Here is a 15,420-nt window from a genome sequence, read left to right as displayed (position 1 = left end):
GTGTCCTCGGTGGTTGCATCGGTTGAGCGTGCATCGTCTGGCTCATTCGGCCGGCAGGTTCATTTCCTGCAGCAGCTGCGGCGCCGGGTAGACCTTGGCCAGCAGCCAGCGCAGGTAGCGCATGTCGACATGGATCGCGCGCTTGTAGCGCGGGTCGAACATCCAGCTGGCGCTGACCGCCTCCCAGTTGGAATCGAAGTTCAGACCGATCAGCTTGCCCTGCGCGTCCAGCACCGGCGAACCCGAATTGCCGCCGGTGGTGTCCAGGTTGGTCATGAAATCGACCGTCTGGGTCTTCAGCTCCGGATCGGCGGTGCTGCCGAAATCGCCCTTGGCGATGGCGTCCAGCAGCGGCTTGGGCGCATCGAACGGCTCGACGCCGGTGTTCTTCTCGACGATGCCGGCCACCGTGGTCAGCGGGCGGTAGTCCATGCCGTCGCGCGGCGACAGCGGGCTAACCTTGCCGTAGCTGATGCGCAGGGTGGAGTTGGCGTCCGGATAGACCGCCCTGCCCTGCGAATTGCGGTAGGCGATCAGCGCCTGCATGTAGGCCGGACGCAGGCGCAGCAGTTCGCCGGCCCGCTGCTTTGACTCGGCCTCCAGCCGCAGCAGCGCGGGCTGCAGGGTGGCGGCAGCCTTGAGCAGTGCGTCGTCCGATGCCGCCAATGCGGCGGCATCCAGCTTCAGCGCGGCCAGGCGCGTGGCCTCGTCGCCCAACTTCGTGCCGGCGTACAGCGCATCCAGCCGCTCCGCGGCTTCGGCTTCGTTGGCACCGAACACGGCGTCGAACTCGGCCACGCGCTGCCCGGTCGGCAGCGCGAAGTAGCGCTTCAGCGCGTAACGCAGGGACGCCTTTTCCACCTCCGGGTCATAGCGGCGCTGCAGCTGCTTCAGGCCGCCCTCGATCAGCGCCTCGTCGCGCTGCTGGTAGCCGCTCTCGCGCTGCGCATCCGGCTTACCGCGCTCCAGCGCCAGGCGCTGCAGCTGGCTGGCCGCGCCCAGCAGGCCGGGACGCAGGAACGGGAGGATGAAATCGCGTTCGCGGTTGGCGTCGTCGGCATCCAGCTCCGCCTGCATCGCGCGGATGCCGGCCAGCTTCGCCTTCGCCCCGGGCTGCTTGCCCAACCAGGCCAGCATCGCTGCCTCGTCCTCGCGGCGCACGCGCACCGCGTCGCTGCGGCGCAGGCCTTCCAGCTCGCCCTGCGCGCGCTTGAGGGTGTTCTTGTAGCCGGCCACGCTGGATGCGTACAGCACCTGCTTGGCCTTGTTGCCGGCACTGGCGCGCTCCACGGTGTCGATCAAGCCGTCGTACATCGCCACCCGGGCCGGCAGCAACCAGTCGATCTGGCCGGCGAACTCCGATGCGGTGCGATGCCGGAAGGTGCGACCCGGATAGCCCGCCACCATCGCGAAATCCCCCGCCTTCACCGGCGCGGTGGACACCGTGAGGTGTGCCGGCGGCGCATAGGGCACGTTGTCCTTGCTGTACCCGGCCGGCTTGCCGTCCTTGCCGACATAGGCGCGGTAGAAGGTGAAGTCGCCGGTGTGGCGCGGCCACATGAAGTTGTCGATCTCGTCGCCGTAGTTGCCGATCGCGCGCGGCGGCGCGTAGACCAGGCGGATGTCCTTCAGTTCCAGCTGTTTGATCAGGTAGAAGTCGCTGCCGTAGTACATGTCGGCGACGCTGCAGCGGTGGCCGGCATCCGCCTCGCACTGCGCCACGGCGTTCTTCCTCGCGGCATCGACGGCATCGTAATAGGCGCGTCCGGTCTTGCCCTTCGCATCCGCAAGGATGCGATCGCTGATCTTGTCGAAACCCACCGTCACCCAGATCCGCGAGGCGGGGCCGGCCGACACTTCATCAGCGCGGGTGGCGGCGATGAAGCCGTCCTGGATGAGATTCTTCTCGGGCGTGGAGTTGAGCTGGATCGCGCCCAGGGCGCAATGGTGGTTGGTCACCACCAGGCCTTCCGGCGACACGAAGCTGGCGGTGCAGCCGCCCAGCGACACCACCGCGGCCAGCGGCGGTTTGGTCACGTCGGCCAGCCCGGCGGGATCGCCCTTGAAGCCGGCGGCCTGCAGCTGGGCGGCCAGCTGGGGCAGTTGCGAGGGCATCCACATGCCTTCATCGGCATGGGCCATGCCGCCGGCGACGGTCATCGCCAAGGCGGCGGTCAGGGTGCGTTTGCGCATGTCTGGGCTCCGGAACGGCAAACCCGTATTAGACCATCCCCGCCCCGCGCCGACCCGTGACCTTGGTCAGGCCCCGGCCGGCGGCGGGAACGGCGGTAAAATGACCGTCTTATCCCGACCGGTCATGGACATGACGCAAGCGAACACGATGCGGGCGCTGGTCAAGCGCGACGCTGCCAAGGGCATCTGGATGGAGCAGGTGCCGGTGCCGGTGCCGGGCCCGAACGAGGTCCTGATCAAGCTGGAAAAGACCGCGATCTGCGGGACCGACCTGCACATCTACCTGTGGGACGACTGGAGCCAGCGCACCATCCAGCCGGGACTGACCATCGGCCACGAATTCGTCGGCCGCATCGCCCAGCTGGGCTCGGCGGTCACCGGCTATGAGGTCGGCCAGCGCGTCAGCGCCGAAGGCCACATCGTCTGCGGCCACTGTCGCAACTGTCGTGGCGGCCGCCCACACTTGTGCCCCAACACCGTGGGCATTGGCGTCAACCGCAACGGCGCCTTCGCCGAATACATGACCATGCCAGCCAGCAACCTGTGGCCGATCCCCGACCAGATCCCCTCGGAATTGGCCGCGTTCTTCGACCCCTACGGCAACGCCGCGCACTGCGCGCTGGAGTTCGACGTGATCGGCGAAGACGTGCTGATCACCGGCGCCGGCCCGATCGGCATCATTGCCGCGGGCATCTGCAAGCACATCGGCGCACGCAACGTGGTGGTCACCGACGTCAACGACTACCGCCTCAAGCTGGCCGCCGACATGGGCGCCACCCGCGTGGTCAACGTCGCCAACACCTCGCTGAAGGACGTGATGGCCGACCTGCACATGGAAGGCTTCGACGTGGGCCTGGAGATGAGCGGCAACCCGCGCGCCTTCAACGACATGCTCGACTGCATGTACCACGGCGGCAAGATCGCGATGCTCGGCATCATGCCCAAGGGCGCAGGCTGCGACTGGGACAAGATCATCTTCAAGGGCCTCACCGTGCAGGGCATCTACGGCCGCAAGATGTACGAGACCTGGTACAAGATGACCCAGCTGGTGCTGTCCGGCTTTCCGCTGGGCAAGGTGCTGACCCACCAGCTGCCGGTGGAGGATTTCCAGAAGGGTTTCGAGCTAATGGAAGCGGGCAAGGCCGGCAAGGTCGTGTTGAGCTGGAATTGATGGCTGATCTCCGTGCGCGGCAGGCCGACGCTGCCGGTGCGCGACACGCCGTGAATACATACATGTAGGCTCATCGGCGGCGTCCATGCCGCCGATGGTCGCGCACCGGCAGCATCCGCCTGCCACCGAAATCCCGGAGCCCCGATGTCGCTCACCCAACGCTACGCAATCACCCTCGACGAAATCCGCGCCGCCGGGCTGTTCAAGTCCGAACGGATCATCACCTCGCCGCAGTCGGCCGAGATCGAGCTGGCGGACGGCCGCAGGGTACTGAACTTCTGCGCCAACAATTACCTCGGGCTTGCCGACCACCCGGACGTGATCGCCGCCGCCAAGGAAGCGCTGGACACCCACGGCTTCGGCATGGCCAGCGTGCGCTTCATCTGCGGCACCCAGGACCTGCACAAGCAGCTGGAACGGACCATCGCCGACTTCTTCGGGACCGAGGACACCATCCTCTACGCCGCCTGCTTCGACGCCAACGGCGGGCTGTTCGAGCCGCTGCTGGACGAGAACGACGCAATCATCTCCGACGCGCTCAACCACGCATCGATCATCGACGGCGTTCGCCTGTGCAAGGCAAAGCGCTACCGCTACGCCAACAGCGACATGGTCGACCTCGAGACGCAGCTGCAGCAGGCCAAGGCGGACGGCGCGCGCACCATCATGATCACCACCGACGGTGTGTTCTCGATGGACGGCTTCATCGCGCGGCTGGACGAGATCACGCGGCTGGCGAAGCAGTATGGCGCGCTGGTGCATATCGACGAATGCCATGCCACCGGCTTCCTCGGTGCGACCGGCCGCGGCAGCGCCGAGGTCAAGGGCGTGCTGGACCGGATCGACATCTTTACCGGCACCCTCGGCAAGGCGATGGGCGGCGCGCTCGGCGGCTTCACCACCGCGAAAAAGGAAGTGATCGAGCTGCTGCGCCAGCGCTCGCGTCCGTACCTGTTCTCCAATTCGCTGCCGCCGCACGTGGTCGCGGCCGGCATCAAGGCGTTCGAAATGCTCTCCTCCGCCGGCGAGCTGCGCGAGCGCCTGCGCGACAACACCGCGTATTTCCGCGAACGCATGACCGCCGCCGGTTTCGAGATCAAGCCGGGCGTGCATCCGATCTCGCCGGTGATGCTGTACGACGCGCCGCTGGCGCAGCGCTTCGCCGAGCGGCTGCTGGAGGAAGGCATCTACGCGATCGGCTTCTTCTTCCCGGTGGTACCGAAGGGGCAGGCGCGCATCCGCACGCAGATCTCGGCGGCGCATACCCGCGAACACCTCGATCGCGCCATCGACGCCTTCATCCGCATCGGTCACGAATTGGGCGTGCTGAAGGCCTGAGGATCAGCCGCCGCCCAGCGCGGCGACTTCCTGCGCGGTCAGCTCCCGCCATTGGCCCTTCGGCAGTTCGCCCAGAGCCAGCGGCCCGATCGCCACCCGCAGCAGCCGCAGCACGCCGATGTCGAAGGCCGCCAGCAGCCGCCGGATCTGGCGGTTGCGGCCTTCGTCCAGGGTGATTTCCAGCCAGGCATGCTTCGCGCCGGCACGCAGCAGGGTGACGGACGCGGCGCGCAGCCATTCGCCTTCCACCGCCGCGCCGGCCTGCAGCGCCGACAGCGTTGTCGCATCGGGGATGCGGTTCACCTGCACGTGGTAGGTCTTGCCTGGGCCGCGCGCCGGATCGGTGATGCCGGCCGCCCAGCGCGGATCGCTGGAGAACAGCAGCAGGCCTTCGCTGGCCTTGTCGAGGCGACCGACCGGGGCGATCCAGCCGAGGCCTGCGCCGTCGAAGCAGCGGTATACCGTGTCGCGACCGCGCTCATCGCTGGCCGTGGTGACCAGCCCGCGCGGCTTGTTGAGCATCAGGTAGCGCGGCGCGGCCTGTTCCAGCGCGGCGCCGTCGATGTCGATGCGGGCTTGGGTCACATCGGTCGGATGCTCGGGATCGCGCACGACGCGCCCATCGAGACGCACGCGGCCGTCGCGAATGAGCCGTTCGGCCTGACTGCGCGAGCACAGTCCGCGCTTGGACAGCACCCGTGCCAGTCCGTGGCGCGCGCCCATGCGAAGCGGCGCCGGTCAGTTGGCCGCCTTGCTCTCCTCCGCCGGAGCCGTCTCGGGCGCGGCGGCTTCCGCAGCGTCCTTGCGCCCGACCACGCGCACGCCACGCGACTTCATCCACGCGTCGAACTCGTCGGCAGTCATGCGCTTGCCGTTCTGGGTCATGTTGAAGCGCCACGGCGTGTTGTCGAACGCGGTCTGCGGCTTGTAGGCGGCAGGGTCGATGCCCGCGGCACCCGGCGCTACTGACTTCGCCATTGCGCGGCAACCATCGACGCGGATCCGCGCCAGCACGTTGTCCACCGAAAGCGCCTCGTCGAACGACTGCGCCAGCACGCCGCTGGCACCACCCAGCTGGGTGATCGCCGGAGCGAACTCGGTGGCGACGGCGGAAATCACGGTCGGGCGAACCGGCACGGCCGAGACGACACCGGTTGCGCACACGTCGCCGCCTGCCTGCGCCAACCCTGGAACCGCAAGCAAGGAAAGCACACAGGTGCGAAACATGGACGACATGGCAGCAGACTCCCCGACGGACCGCGACAGTGTAGGCGCTGGCTGCGCCGCACCGCAATTGAATGCAACCGCAGCGCCCCAAAAAAAACGAAGCCCGGCACTTGGCCGGGCTTCGATACTTCGCGAACGACAGCCGGAATTACAGGCTGTTCAGCTCGGTGCGGCGGTTGGTCTCGCTCTTGCAGCCCGGCAGGGTCTGGCCCTTGTCTTCCAGCGGACGGCTCTCGCCGTAGCCGGTCGGACCGGTCATGCGGCCGGCGTCCACGCCGTTGCTGGTCAGGTAGTCATAGACCGCCTTGGCGCGACGCTCGGACAGGCTCTGGTTGTAAGCGTCGGTACCGCACTGGTCGGTGTGGCCGGCGACTTCAACCTTCAGCTCCGGATAGCGCTTCAGGATCTCGACGGCCTCGTTGAGGATCGCCACTGCGTCGGAGCGCAGGGTCGACTTGTCGAAATCGAAGTTCACGCCCTTCAGGTCGATCGAGACCGGCACCGGGCAGCCGTCCGGACCGATGGTCTGGCCAGCCTGCGAACCCGGGCACTTGTCGTTACAGTTGTTGACGCCGTCGCCGTCGTCATCCATGTCGGCGCAGGTCTGCTGCGGCGCCGGGGCCGGGGCAATCGCGGCAACCGGCTCCGGGCCGAGCGCGATGGTCAGGCCGACCGAAGCCAGCAGGTCGGTGAACTGATCCTGCTGCTCGCCCAGACGGGCCTGCTGATCGTCGAAGTCGACGCGGGTGCCGATTTCGGTGCGCAGATCCATGCGGCCGAAATCGAACTGCAGGCCGGCGCCGAGGTTGACCGCCAGGTTGGAATCCTTGTGATCCGCCGGCGAGGTCGGCAGGGTGGTCACGAACTCTTCCTCGTGACGCTGCCAGCCCAGGCCGCCGCGCAGGTAGGGCCACCACTTGGAGTCGGCGTTGCGGAAGTGGTAACGGCCGTCCAGCGAGACGCCGTACTGGCTCCACCACAGGTTCGGGTTGATGGTCTTGTCCGGGTTCTGGTAGTTCAGCTCGGTTTCCAGCGAGAAGCGCTGGGTGAGGAACTTGCCGAAGCCGATGGTGCCGAAGAGCGCGTCTTCAGTGCCACGATCCGAGTCCTGGAAATTCACACCGGTCGAACCGGAAACGTACCAGCGATCGTCGAACTCCTGGGCAGACGCAGCCTGCGCCAGACCCAGACCACCCAGAAGGGCGGCGCAGAGAAGTTTCTTGTTCATGTTCAGCTCCTTGATTCAGTGAAAGAAACCGTGACGCAGATTTTTAAAGCGCTTGCTCCAGACGGCAGTTCCGGCGCTTGGCGCACGTTACAGCCGGGCACGTGAAAGCCGTGTTAACACTAACATAACGCATAAATGCCTGCAAAGTTGAGTGTGCCGGCGCCAGCCTTGCCCGCCCGCATGCAACCGACCATACCTGACGGTATGCTGCGGCGATGACGACCTCCTACCCGCATCTGCTGGCCCCGCTCGACCTGGGCTTCACCACCCTGCGCAACCGCGTCCTGATGGGCTCGATGCATACCGGGCTGGAAGACCACGCCGCCGACTTTCCCAAACTGGCGACATATTTCGCCGAGCGCGCACAGGGCGGCGTCGGCCTGATGGTGACCGGCGGATTCGCACCCAATATCGTCGGCTGGCTCAAGCCGTTCGCCGGACGGCTGTCCCTGCCCTGGCACTTGCGCCGGCACCGCCAGGTGACCTCCGCGGTGCATGCCCATGACGGCAAGCTTTGCCTGCAGCTGCTGCACGCCGGCCGCTATGCCTATCACCCGTTGTCGGTGGCGCCATCGCGATTGAAGTCGGCGATCAATCCGTTCACTCCGCGGGCGCTGTCGGCGCGCGGCGTCGAACGCCAGATCCGCGATTTCGCCACCGCCGCGGCGCTGGCGCGCGAGGCCGGCTACGACGGCGTCGAGATCATGGGTTCGGAAGGCTATCTGCTGAACGAATTCACCACTCCGCGGGTGAATCGCCGCAGCGATGGCTGGGGCGGAGACGCCGCCAGGCGGATGCGCTTCGCCGTCGAAATCGTGCGGCGCGTGCGCGAAGCCTGCGGGCCGGACTTCATCCTCATCTACCGGCTGTCGCTGCTTGACCTGGTTGAAGGCGGCAACGATTGGGACGCCATCGTCGCCCAGGCCAAGGCGGTGGAAGCCGCCGGCGCCACCATCATCAACAGCGGCATCGGCTGGCACGAGGCGCGCGTCCCCACCATCGCCACTTCAGTGCCGCGCGCCGCCTTCGCCGGGGTGACCGCCAAGCTGAAGCCTCATGTAACGCTGCCGCTGGTTGCCAGCAACCGCATCAACATGCCGGACGTGGCCGAAGCGGTGTTGGCCGCGGGCAGCGCCGACATGGTGTCGATGGCCCGCCCGCTGCTGGCCGATCCTCAGTGGGTGAACAAGGCGCGCGCCGGCCGCAGCGATGCGATCAACACCTGCATCGCCTGCAACCAGGCCTGTCTGGACCACGTGTTCGAAAGCAAGCGCGCGAGCTGCCTGGTCAATCCGCGCGCCTGCGCCGAGACCGAGTTGAACTTCACCCCGACGAGCACGCCGAAAACCATCGCCGTGGTCGGTGCAGGCCCCGCCGGCCTGGCCTGCGCCACCGAGGCGGCCGGACGCGGCCATCGGGTGACCCTGTTCGATGGCGGCAGCGAGATCGGCGGCCAGTTCAATCTGGCCAAGCGCATTCCGGGCAAGGAGGAATTCCACGAACCGCTGCGCTATTTCCGCCACCGCATCGAAGAGACCGGCGTGGACCTGCGCCTGAACACCCGCGTGGACGCGGATGCGCTGGAAGGGTTCGACGAAGTGGTGGTTGCCACCGGCGTCACTCCACGCGGGCTGGATATCCCGGGCGCAGACCACGCCAGCGTCATCAGCTATCTGGATGTGCTGGAAGGCCGGGTCGATGTCGGCGGCAGGGTGGCGATCATCGGCGCCGGCGGCATCGGTTTCGATGTGGCCGAGTTCCTGGCCCAGGCCGGCGGTTCGCCGACGCTGGATCCGGCGCGCTGGATGGCCGAATGGGGCGTGGACCCGACGTTCAATGCGCCGGGTGGGCTGGCGCAGCCGCATCCGGAACCGCCGGCACGGCAGATCTGGCTGCTGCAGCGCTCGTCCGGCAAACCGGGCGCCCGGCTGGGCAAGACCACCGGCTGGATCCATCGCGCCACCCTCAAGGCCAAGGCGGTCAAGATGCTGGGTGGCGTGGAGTACGTGGGCGTGGACGACCACGGCCTGCACATCCGGGTGGATGGCAGCAGCCAGATCCTGCCGGTCGACCATGTAGTGGTCTGCGCCGGGCAGGAGCCGCGCCGCACGCTGTTCGATGCACTGCTGGCGCGCGGGCGCAAACCCCATCTGATCGGCGGCGCAAAACTCGCCGCCGAGCTGGATGCCAAGCGCGCGATCGACGAAGGCAGCCGGCTGGCGGCGGCGCTCTGAGATCACCCGAAGTGCTTTGGCCACCCTGGAACTGCGACACAAGTCAACAAATTTCGGTACCCGCCCATTCAGCTTGTGTTGTGTAACCGGCGCCTACCTTGCGCCAACTTTTGGCCTGACCCACCGTCCACTCGCGTGATTGTCAGGTACACCGGCACGCCGGCCGAACCCATAACGGGACGGCGCGCCCGGGCAAAGGCCGCCATCAGAGCAGCCGCCCTCCCCAGTACGCCATGACGCAGGCTGCAGCATCCGCGAGATGCCCGCCCTGCGCCGCAACGGAGCAAGGAGTCCGACATGAAACTGGCGTGGATACTCTGGCTGTCGCACGTGTTGCCGCAGCCGGCCGCAGATTCGCTGTGCCTGTCCACCACTGTCTACCTGGAAGCGCGCGACCAGTCCGTCCTTGGCCAGCAGGCCGTGGCGGAAGTCGCACTGCGCCGCCGCGACAGTGGCCTGTGGGGTCATAACCTGTGCCAGGTGGTGACCGCACGCAAGCAGTTCGCCCCCACCATCGTCTCGCCGCAGACCCGCCTGTCCAATATCCAGGCCTGGTCGGAGGCAGTGGGCGTGGCGCTGGAATCCGAACGCAACTGGGCGCTGCCGCGCGACCAGCGCAAGCTGGTGGTCCCCGGCGCCAGCCACTTCGCCGCCCACGCCATCGCCAGCCCGAGCTGGAATAGCGCCTTCCAGGTGGCGACTATTGGCGACCACACTTTCTATAAGGTGCAGAGCCTGCGACCGGCCAAGCGCGGCTGATCGAAACGCGCGGCACGCTGCGTTGCGCGCAGCGGCATCGACGTGAAGGCTCGGATTGCGGATAGTCGTGGGCCTTCTCCGACTAGGCCACATAATGAAGCTCTACAGTTCGCCAGGCGCGTGCTCGCTGACCGACCACATCGTCCTGCAGTGGATCGGCGCGCCGTTCGAAGTGCAGCTCGTCTCCCGCGAGCAGCGCAACACCCCGGAATTCCGCGCCATCAATCCCGCCGGCGCGGTGCCCGCGCTGCAGGTGGGCGACTGGGTGCTGACCCAGAATTCGGCCATCCTGCACTACCTGACCGACCGCTTTCCCGAGGCTGGTCTGTGCGGCGATGGCAGCCCGGAAAGCCGCGCCGAGGTCAACCGCTGGCTGGCCTTCGTCAATGCCGACCTGCATCCGGCGTTCAAGCCGCTGTTCGGCGCCACCGCGTATCTCGAAGATCCGGCACTGATCGACAAGTCCCACGCCGCAGCGCGAACCCAGCTACGCAGCCTGTTCGAGCGCGCGAACGCACAGCTGGCCGGCCGCGACTGGCTGGCAGGCGGCCGCTCGATCGCCGATCCCTACCTGTTCGTGGTGACGCAGTGGGCGAAGAAGACCGGCGTTGACCTGTCCGGCCTGGACAACCTCGCCCGCTTCGACGCACGCATGGCCGCCGACCCCGGCGTGCAGGCGGCGATGAAGGCCGAAGGCCTGCTCTGAGCCGCCGCCACCCGGCGACAAAAAAGGCCGCGTGTAAACGCGGCCTTTTTCGTGAACAGCAACCGTCTCAGCGCTGGTCGATCGACACGAACTTGCGGTCTTCCGGACCCGTGTAGTTGGCCGACGGGCGGATGATCTTGCCATCGATGCGCTGCTCGATCACGTGGGCGCTCCAGCCGGAGGTGCGCGCCAGCACGAACAGCGGGGTGAACATCGCGGTGGGCACGCCCATCATGTGATAGCTGACCGCGCTGAACCAGTCGAGGTTGGGGAACATCTTCTTGATGTCCCACATCACCGACTCCAGGCGCTCGGCGATGTCGTACATCTTCGTGTTGCCCTGCTCCTCGGACAGTTCCTTCGCGACCTGCTTGATCACCTTGTTGCGCGGATCGGACACGGTGTAGACCGGGTGGCCGAAGCCGATCACCACTTCCTTGCGTTCGACGCGGGCCTTGATGTCGGCCTCGGCCTCGTCCGGCGTCTCGTAACGCTTCTGGATCTCGAACGCGACCTCGTTTGCGCCGCCGTGCTTGGGCCCGCGCAGCGCACCGATGCCGCCGGCGATGCAGGAATGCATGTCGCTGCCGGTGCCGGCGATGACGCGGCAGGTGAAGGTGCTGGCATTGAACTCGTGCTCGGCGTACAGGATCAGCGAGGTGTGCATCGCGCGCACCCACGATTCCGAGGGCGGCTCGCCATGCAACAGGTGCAGGAAGTGGCCGCCGATGGAATCGTCATCGGTCTCGACGTCGATGACCCGGCCGTTGTGGCTGTAGTGGTACCAGTACAGCAACATCGAGCCGAAGCTGGCCATCAGCTTGTCAGCGATGTCGCGCGCGCCGGGATGGTTGTGGTCGTCCTTCTCCGGCGACACGCAACCCAGTACCGACACGCCGGTGCGCATCACGTCCATCGGGTGCACCGACGGGGGCAGTTCCTCCAGCGCGGCCTTGACCGCCGCCGGGATGCCGCGCAGCGCCTTCAGCTTGGCCTTGTAGGCGCGCAGCTCGGCCCGGTTCGGCAGCTTGCCATGCACCAGCAGGTGGGCGATCTCCTCGAACTCACTGGTGGTGGCGAGGTCGAGGATGTCGTAGCCACGGTAGTGCAGGTCATTGCCGCTGCGGCCGACGGTGCACAGCGCGGTGTTGCCGGCGGCGGTGCCGGACAGCGCGACGGATTTCTTCGGCTTGAACGCGGGGGTTGCGGTCTGTTCGCTCATCGATGTGTCCTCCGGCTTATTTCGTCTGCGCAAACAGCGTGTCGAGCTTGTCCTCGTAGGCGTGGTAGCCCAGGAAGTCGTACAGCTCGGCGCGGGTCTGCAGGGTGTCGATGATGTTCTTCTGGGTGCCTTCGCGGCGCACCGTCTCGTAGAAATGCAGCGCCGCCTTGTTCATTGCGCGGTAGGCGCCGCAGCAGTACAGGGCGATGTCGACGCCGGCATCGCGCAGCTCGTCGGTGCTGAAGAACGGCGTGCTGCCGAACTCGGTGAGGTTCGCCAGGATCGGCACTCTCACTGCCGCCTTGAACTTGCGGTAGTCGTCCAGCGTCTTCATCGCCTCGGGGAAGATCATGTCGGCGCCGGCCTCGACGTAGGCCACCGCGCGTTCAATGGCGCTGTCGATGCCCTCCACCGCGGCCGCATCGGTGCGCGCCATGATGACGAACTCGCGATCCGTGCGCGCATCCACCGCCGCCTTCACCCGGTCGACCATCTCGTCCTTCGTCACCACCTCCTTGCCGGGGCGATGGCCGCAGCGCTTCTGCCCGACCTGGTCTTCCATGTGCACGGCGGCCACGCCGATGCGCTCGAAGTTGCGGATGGTGCGGCCGATGTTGAACGCCCCGCCCCAGCCGGTATCGATGTCGACCAGCAGCGGCATGCCGGTGGCATCCACGATCCGGCGCGCGTCGGTGAGCACGTCTTCCATCGTGCTGATGCCGAGGTCGGGCATGCCCAGCGAATTGGCCGCCACGCCGCCACCGGACAGGTACAGCGCGCGGTAGCCGGTGCGCTTGGCCATCAGGCCGGCGTAGGCGGTGATGGCGCCCATCACCTGCAGGGGGGTTTCTTCATTCAGCGCCGCGCGAAAGCGCGCACCGGCGGATTGCATGCTCATGGCCTCTCCTTGCGAATCGTGCATTTTAACGCGGGCACCGGCGGCTGCCGGAAACGAAAACGCCGGGCAGGGCCCGGCGCTTCGTGGCTCGTGATGGCATACCGCTCAGAGCAGGTGGGCAACGCCCGCGCGCTCTTCTTCCAGCTCGGCCAGCGTCTTGTCCATGGCGGCGCGGCTGAACTCGTCCACCGGCAGGCCTTCGACGCGGGTGTATTCGCCGTTGGCGCAGGTCACCGGCACGCCGTACATCACGGTTTCCGGGATGCCGTAGCTGCCGTCGGACGGCACGCCCATGGTCACCCACTTGCCGTTGGTGCCCAGCGCCCAGTCGCGCATGTGGTCGATGGCGGCGTTGGCGGCCGAAGCCGCCGAGGACAGGCCGCGCGCCTCGATGATGGCGGCGCCGCGCTTGCCGACGGTCGGGATGAAGGTGTTCGCGTTCCACTCGGCGTCGTTGATCTTGTCCTTCAGCGACGCGCCGTTGACGGTGGCGAAGCGGTAGTCCGGGTACATGGTCGGGCTGTGGTTGCCCCACACGACCAGCTTCTCGATGTCGGCCACGGCCACGCCGGCCTTGTTCGCCAGCTGCGACAGCGCGCGGTTGTGGTCGAGGCGCAGCATCGCGGTGAAGTTCTTGGCCGGCAGGTCCGGCGCGGATTTCATGGCGATATAGGCATTGGTGTTGGCCGGGTTGCCGACCACCAGCACCTTGACGTTGCGGCTGGCGACCTTGTTCAGCGCGGCGCCCTGGGCGGTGAAGATCTTGGCGTTCTCCAGCAGCAGGTCCTTGCGCTCCATGCCCGGGCCGCGCGGACGCGCGCCGACCAGCAGGGCGTAGTCGGCGTCCTTGAACGCGACTTCGGCGTCATCGGTACCGACCATGCCGGCCAGCAGCGGGAACGCGCAGTCTTCCAGTTCCATCATCACGCCGCGCAACGCGGCTTGGGCCTTCTCCATAGGCAGTTCCAGCATCTGCAGGATCACCGGCTGGTCCTTGCCCAGCATTTCGCCGGAGGCGATGCGGAACAGCAGGGCGTAGCCGATCTGGCCGGCGGCGCCGGTGACGGCAACTCGAACGGGGGCTTTCATGTCATGGACTCCTGTGGGGTGGCGGGGCTAAGCCCGCCGGAGGATGGGATGGATCCGGGCTCAGCTGAGCTCGGCGAAGAATTCCTGGAACCGCGCCAGGCCCGGGGCCAGCTGCGGGGTCGGGCAGGTGTAGCTGATGCGCAGCGCGCGCGGCTCGCCGAAGGCCGAGCCAGGCACGCAGGCCACGCCCTTGGCTTCCAGCAGCGCGTCGCAGAAGTCGACGTCGTTCTCGATCTTCTTGCCGGTGGGACCGTGGGTCTTGCCGAACGCGCAGCTGATGTCCGGGAACACGTAGAACGCGCCCTGCGGACGCGGGCACACCAGGCCCGGGATCGCGTTCATCACGTCCATGACCTGGTCGCGCTTGGCCTGGAACTCGACGCGCTTCTGGTCCGGCACGTCCTGCGGGCCGGTCAGCGCGGCGATGCCGGCGGCGTTGACCACTTCCGGCACGTTGGTGATGTGGTTGGAGTTGAGCGTCACCAGCGCCTTGGCCACCACTTCCGGCCCGACCATGAAGCCCAGGCGCCAGCCCGGCATGCCATAGGTCTTGGACAGCGAGTCGAGGAAGATCACGCGGTCGCGCAGTTCCGGGCGGGCAAGCACGAAGTTGTAATACTCCAGCCCGTCGAACAGCATGCGGTTGTAGATGTCGTCGGCAATGATCCAGGTATCCGGATGCTTCACCAGCACGTCGGCCAGCGCGATCACCTCGTCCTTCGTGTACACCATGCCCGTCGGGTTGGACGGGTTGTTGAACAGGAACACCTTGGGCTTCGAGGCCAGCGCTTCGTCCAGCTGCTGCGGGGTCAGCTTGTAGTCCTGGCTGGCCGGGCACGGCAGCAGCTGGATCTTCGCGTTGACGATCTCGGCGATGTCCACGTAGCTGGTCCAGTACGGCGCCGGGAAGGCGATGGTGTCGCCCTCGTCCAGCAGCGCTTCGGCCAGGTTGTAGATCACGTGCTTGGCGCCGATGCCGGTGGCGCAGTTGGCGCGGGTGTAACCGGTCAGGCCGATCTGCTCCACGTGCTGCAGCAGCGCGTCCAGCAACGCGTCCGGGCCGCGGTTGCTGCCGTACTGGCCGCTGTCCTTGTCCACCGCCTGGCGGGCGGCTTCGTACACATGCGGGCCGGGCAGGAAATTGGGGACGCCGATGGAGAAGCTGATGATGTCGCGGCCTTCGGCCTTCAGGCGCTTGGCCTTTTCGGCGACCTGCATGATCACGCTGGGCTTGGCGCGAGACATGCGCCGGGCGAGCTGAGGCATCGTGGGGAACCTCGAAAAATGGCCGCGGACGCGGCAATGGACGTGGGGAAATAGCCCTCCAATGCTAGCACAGCGCCCCGCCCCGCCCA

General features: G+C 66.9%; 13 protein-coding genes. 5 read left to right on the top strand and 8 right to left on the bottom strand.

What is annotated here, in order from left to right:
* Nucleotides 1-42: 42 nt before the first annotated feature.
* Complete coding sequence (locus tag G582_RS0109195) at nucleotides 43-2,193, bottom strand: S46 family peptidase (RefSeq protein ID WP_028839594.1); 2,151 nt, start codon at nucleotides 2,191-2,193, stop codon at nucleotides 43-45.
* A gap of 148 nt (nucleotides 2,194-2,341) precedes the next feature.
* Here G582_RS0109195 and tdh point away from each other — a divergent pair, with 148 nt between their 5' ends.
* Entirely contained in the window at nucleotides 2,342-3,364 is a 1,023-nt protein-coding gene (tdh, locus tag G582_RS0109190; RefSeq protein ID WP_028839593.1) for an L-threonine 3-dehydrogenase, read from the top strand.
* A gap of 144 nt (nucleotides 3,365-3,508) precedes the next feature.
* A complete protein-coding gene (gene kbl, locus G582_RS0109185) occupies nucleotides 3,509-4,702 on the top strand; it encodes a glycine C-acetyltransferase (protein WP_028839592.1) in 1,194 nt (397 codons plus the stop codon).
* A 3-nt stretch (nucleotides 4,703-4,705) separates the two neighbouring features.
* On the opposite strand, the gene G582_RS0109180 is transcribed toward kbl, so the two are convergent.
* The 3 genes from G582_RS0109180 to G582_RS0109170 all read right to left on the bottom strand — a co-directional run bounded on the left by G582_RS0109180 (nucleotide 4,706) and on the right by G582_RS0109170 (nucleotide 7,157).
* A complete protein-coding gene (locus G582_RS0109180) occupies nucleotides 4,706-5,425 on the bottom strand; it encodes a pseudouridine synthase (protein ID WP_028839591.1) in 720 nt (239 codons plus the stop codon).
* Nucleotides 5,426-5,440: 15 nt separating this feature from the next.
* Nucleotides 5,441-5,929, bottom strand: a complete 489-nt coding sequence (locus G582_RS0109175) for a hypothetical protein (RefSeq protein WP_028839590.1) — start codon at nucleotides 5,927-5,929, stop codon at nucleotides 5,441-5,443.
* Nucleotides 5,930-6,077: 148 nt separating this feature from the next.
* The gene (locus G582_RS0109170) at nucleotides 6,078-7,157 is read right to left on the bottom strand and encodes an OmpA family protein (protein WP_028839589.1); all 1,080 of its coding nucleotides are present in this window, start codon (nucleotides 7,155-7,157) and stop codon (nucleotides 6,078-6,080) included.
* Nucleotides 7,158-7,372: 215 nt separating this feature from the next.
* Between G582_RS0109170 and G582_RS0109165 the strand changes: the two genes are divergently transcribed.
* The 3 genes from G582_RS0109165 (at nucleotide 7,373) to G582_RS0109155 (ending at nucleotide 10,856) form a co-directional block, all read left to right on the top strand.
* A complete protein-coding gene (locus G582_RS0109165) occupies nucleotides 7,373-9,391 on the top strand; it encodes an NADPH-dependent 2,4-dienoyl-CoA reductase (protein ID WP_028839588.1) in 2,019 nt (672 codons plus the stop codon).
* Between the two features lie 297 nt (nucleotides 9,392-9,688).
* A complete protein-coding gene (locus tag G582_RS0109160) occupies nucleotides 9,689-10,150 on the top strand; it encodes a cell wall hydrolase (RefSeq protein ID WP_028839587.1) in 462 nt (153 codons plus the stop codon).
* Between the two features lie 94 nt (nucleotides 10,151-10,244).
* Nucleotides 10,245-10,856: a glutathione S-transferase family protein gene (locus tag G582_RS0109155; protein ID WP_028839586.1), complete on the top strand. Its 612-nt coding sequence runs from the start codon at nucleotides 10,245-10,247 to the stop codon at nucleotides 10,854-10,856.
* A 67-nt stretch (nucleotides 10,857-10,923) separates the two neighbouring features.
* Here G582_RS0109155 and prpC read toward each other — a convergent pair whose 3' ends face one another.
* From prpC to G582_RS0109135, 4 genes are all read right to left on the bottom strand, one after another.
* A complete protein-coding gene (gene prpC / locus G582_RS0109150; RefSeq protein ID WP_028839585.1) occupies nucleotides 10,924-12,078 on the bottom strand; it encodes a bifunctional 2-methylcitrate synthase/citrate synthase in 1,155 nt (384 codons plus the stop codon).
* A gap of 16 nt (nucleotides 12,079-12,094) precedes the next feature.
* On the bottom strand, nucleotides 12,095-12,976 hold the full coding sequence (gene prpB, locus G582_RS0109145) for a methylisocitrate lyase (protein WP_028839584.1): 882 nt from the start codon (nucleotides 12,974-12,976) through the stop codon (nucleotides 12,095-12,097).
* A 105-nt stretch (nucleotides 12,977-13,081) separates the two neighbouring features.
* Complete coding sequence (locus G582_RS0109140) at nucleotides 13,082-14,065, bottom strand: malate dehydrogenase (RefSeq protein ID WP_028839583.1); 984 nt, start codon at nucleotides 14,063-14,065, stop codon at nucleotides 13,082-13,084.
* A gap of 60 nt (nucleotides 14,066-14,125) precedes the next feature.
* Nucleotides 14,126-15,310 carry a pyridoxal phosphate-dependent aminotransferase gene (locus G582_RS0109135; protein WP_248642749.1) on the bottom strand — a complete coding sequence of 395 codons (1,185 nt, stop codon included), beginning with the start codon at nucleotides 15,308-15,310 and terminating at the stop codon, nucleotides 14,126-14,128.
* Nucleotides 15,311-15,420 lie beyond the last annotated feature (110 nt).

It is taken from the genome of Thermomonas fusca DSM 15424 (assembly GCF_000423885.1).
Classification (GTDB): Bacteria; Pseudomonadota; Gammaproteobacteria; order Xanthomonadales; family Xanthomonadaceae; genus Thermomonas; species Thermomonas fusca.
The sequence above is the reverse complement of the archived record's forward strand: the minus strand, read 5'-3'. Positions and strand labels throughout refer to the sequence as shown.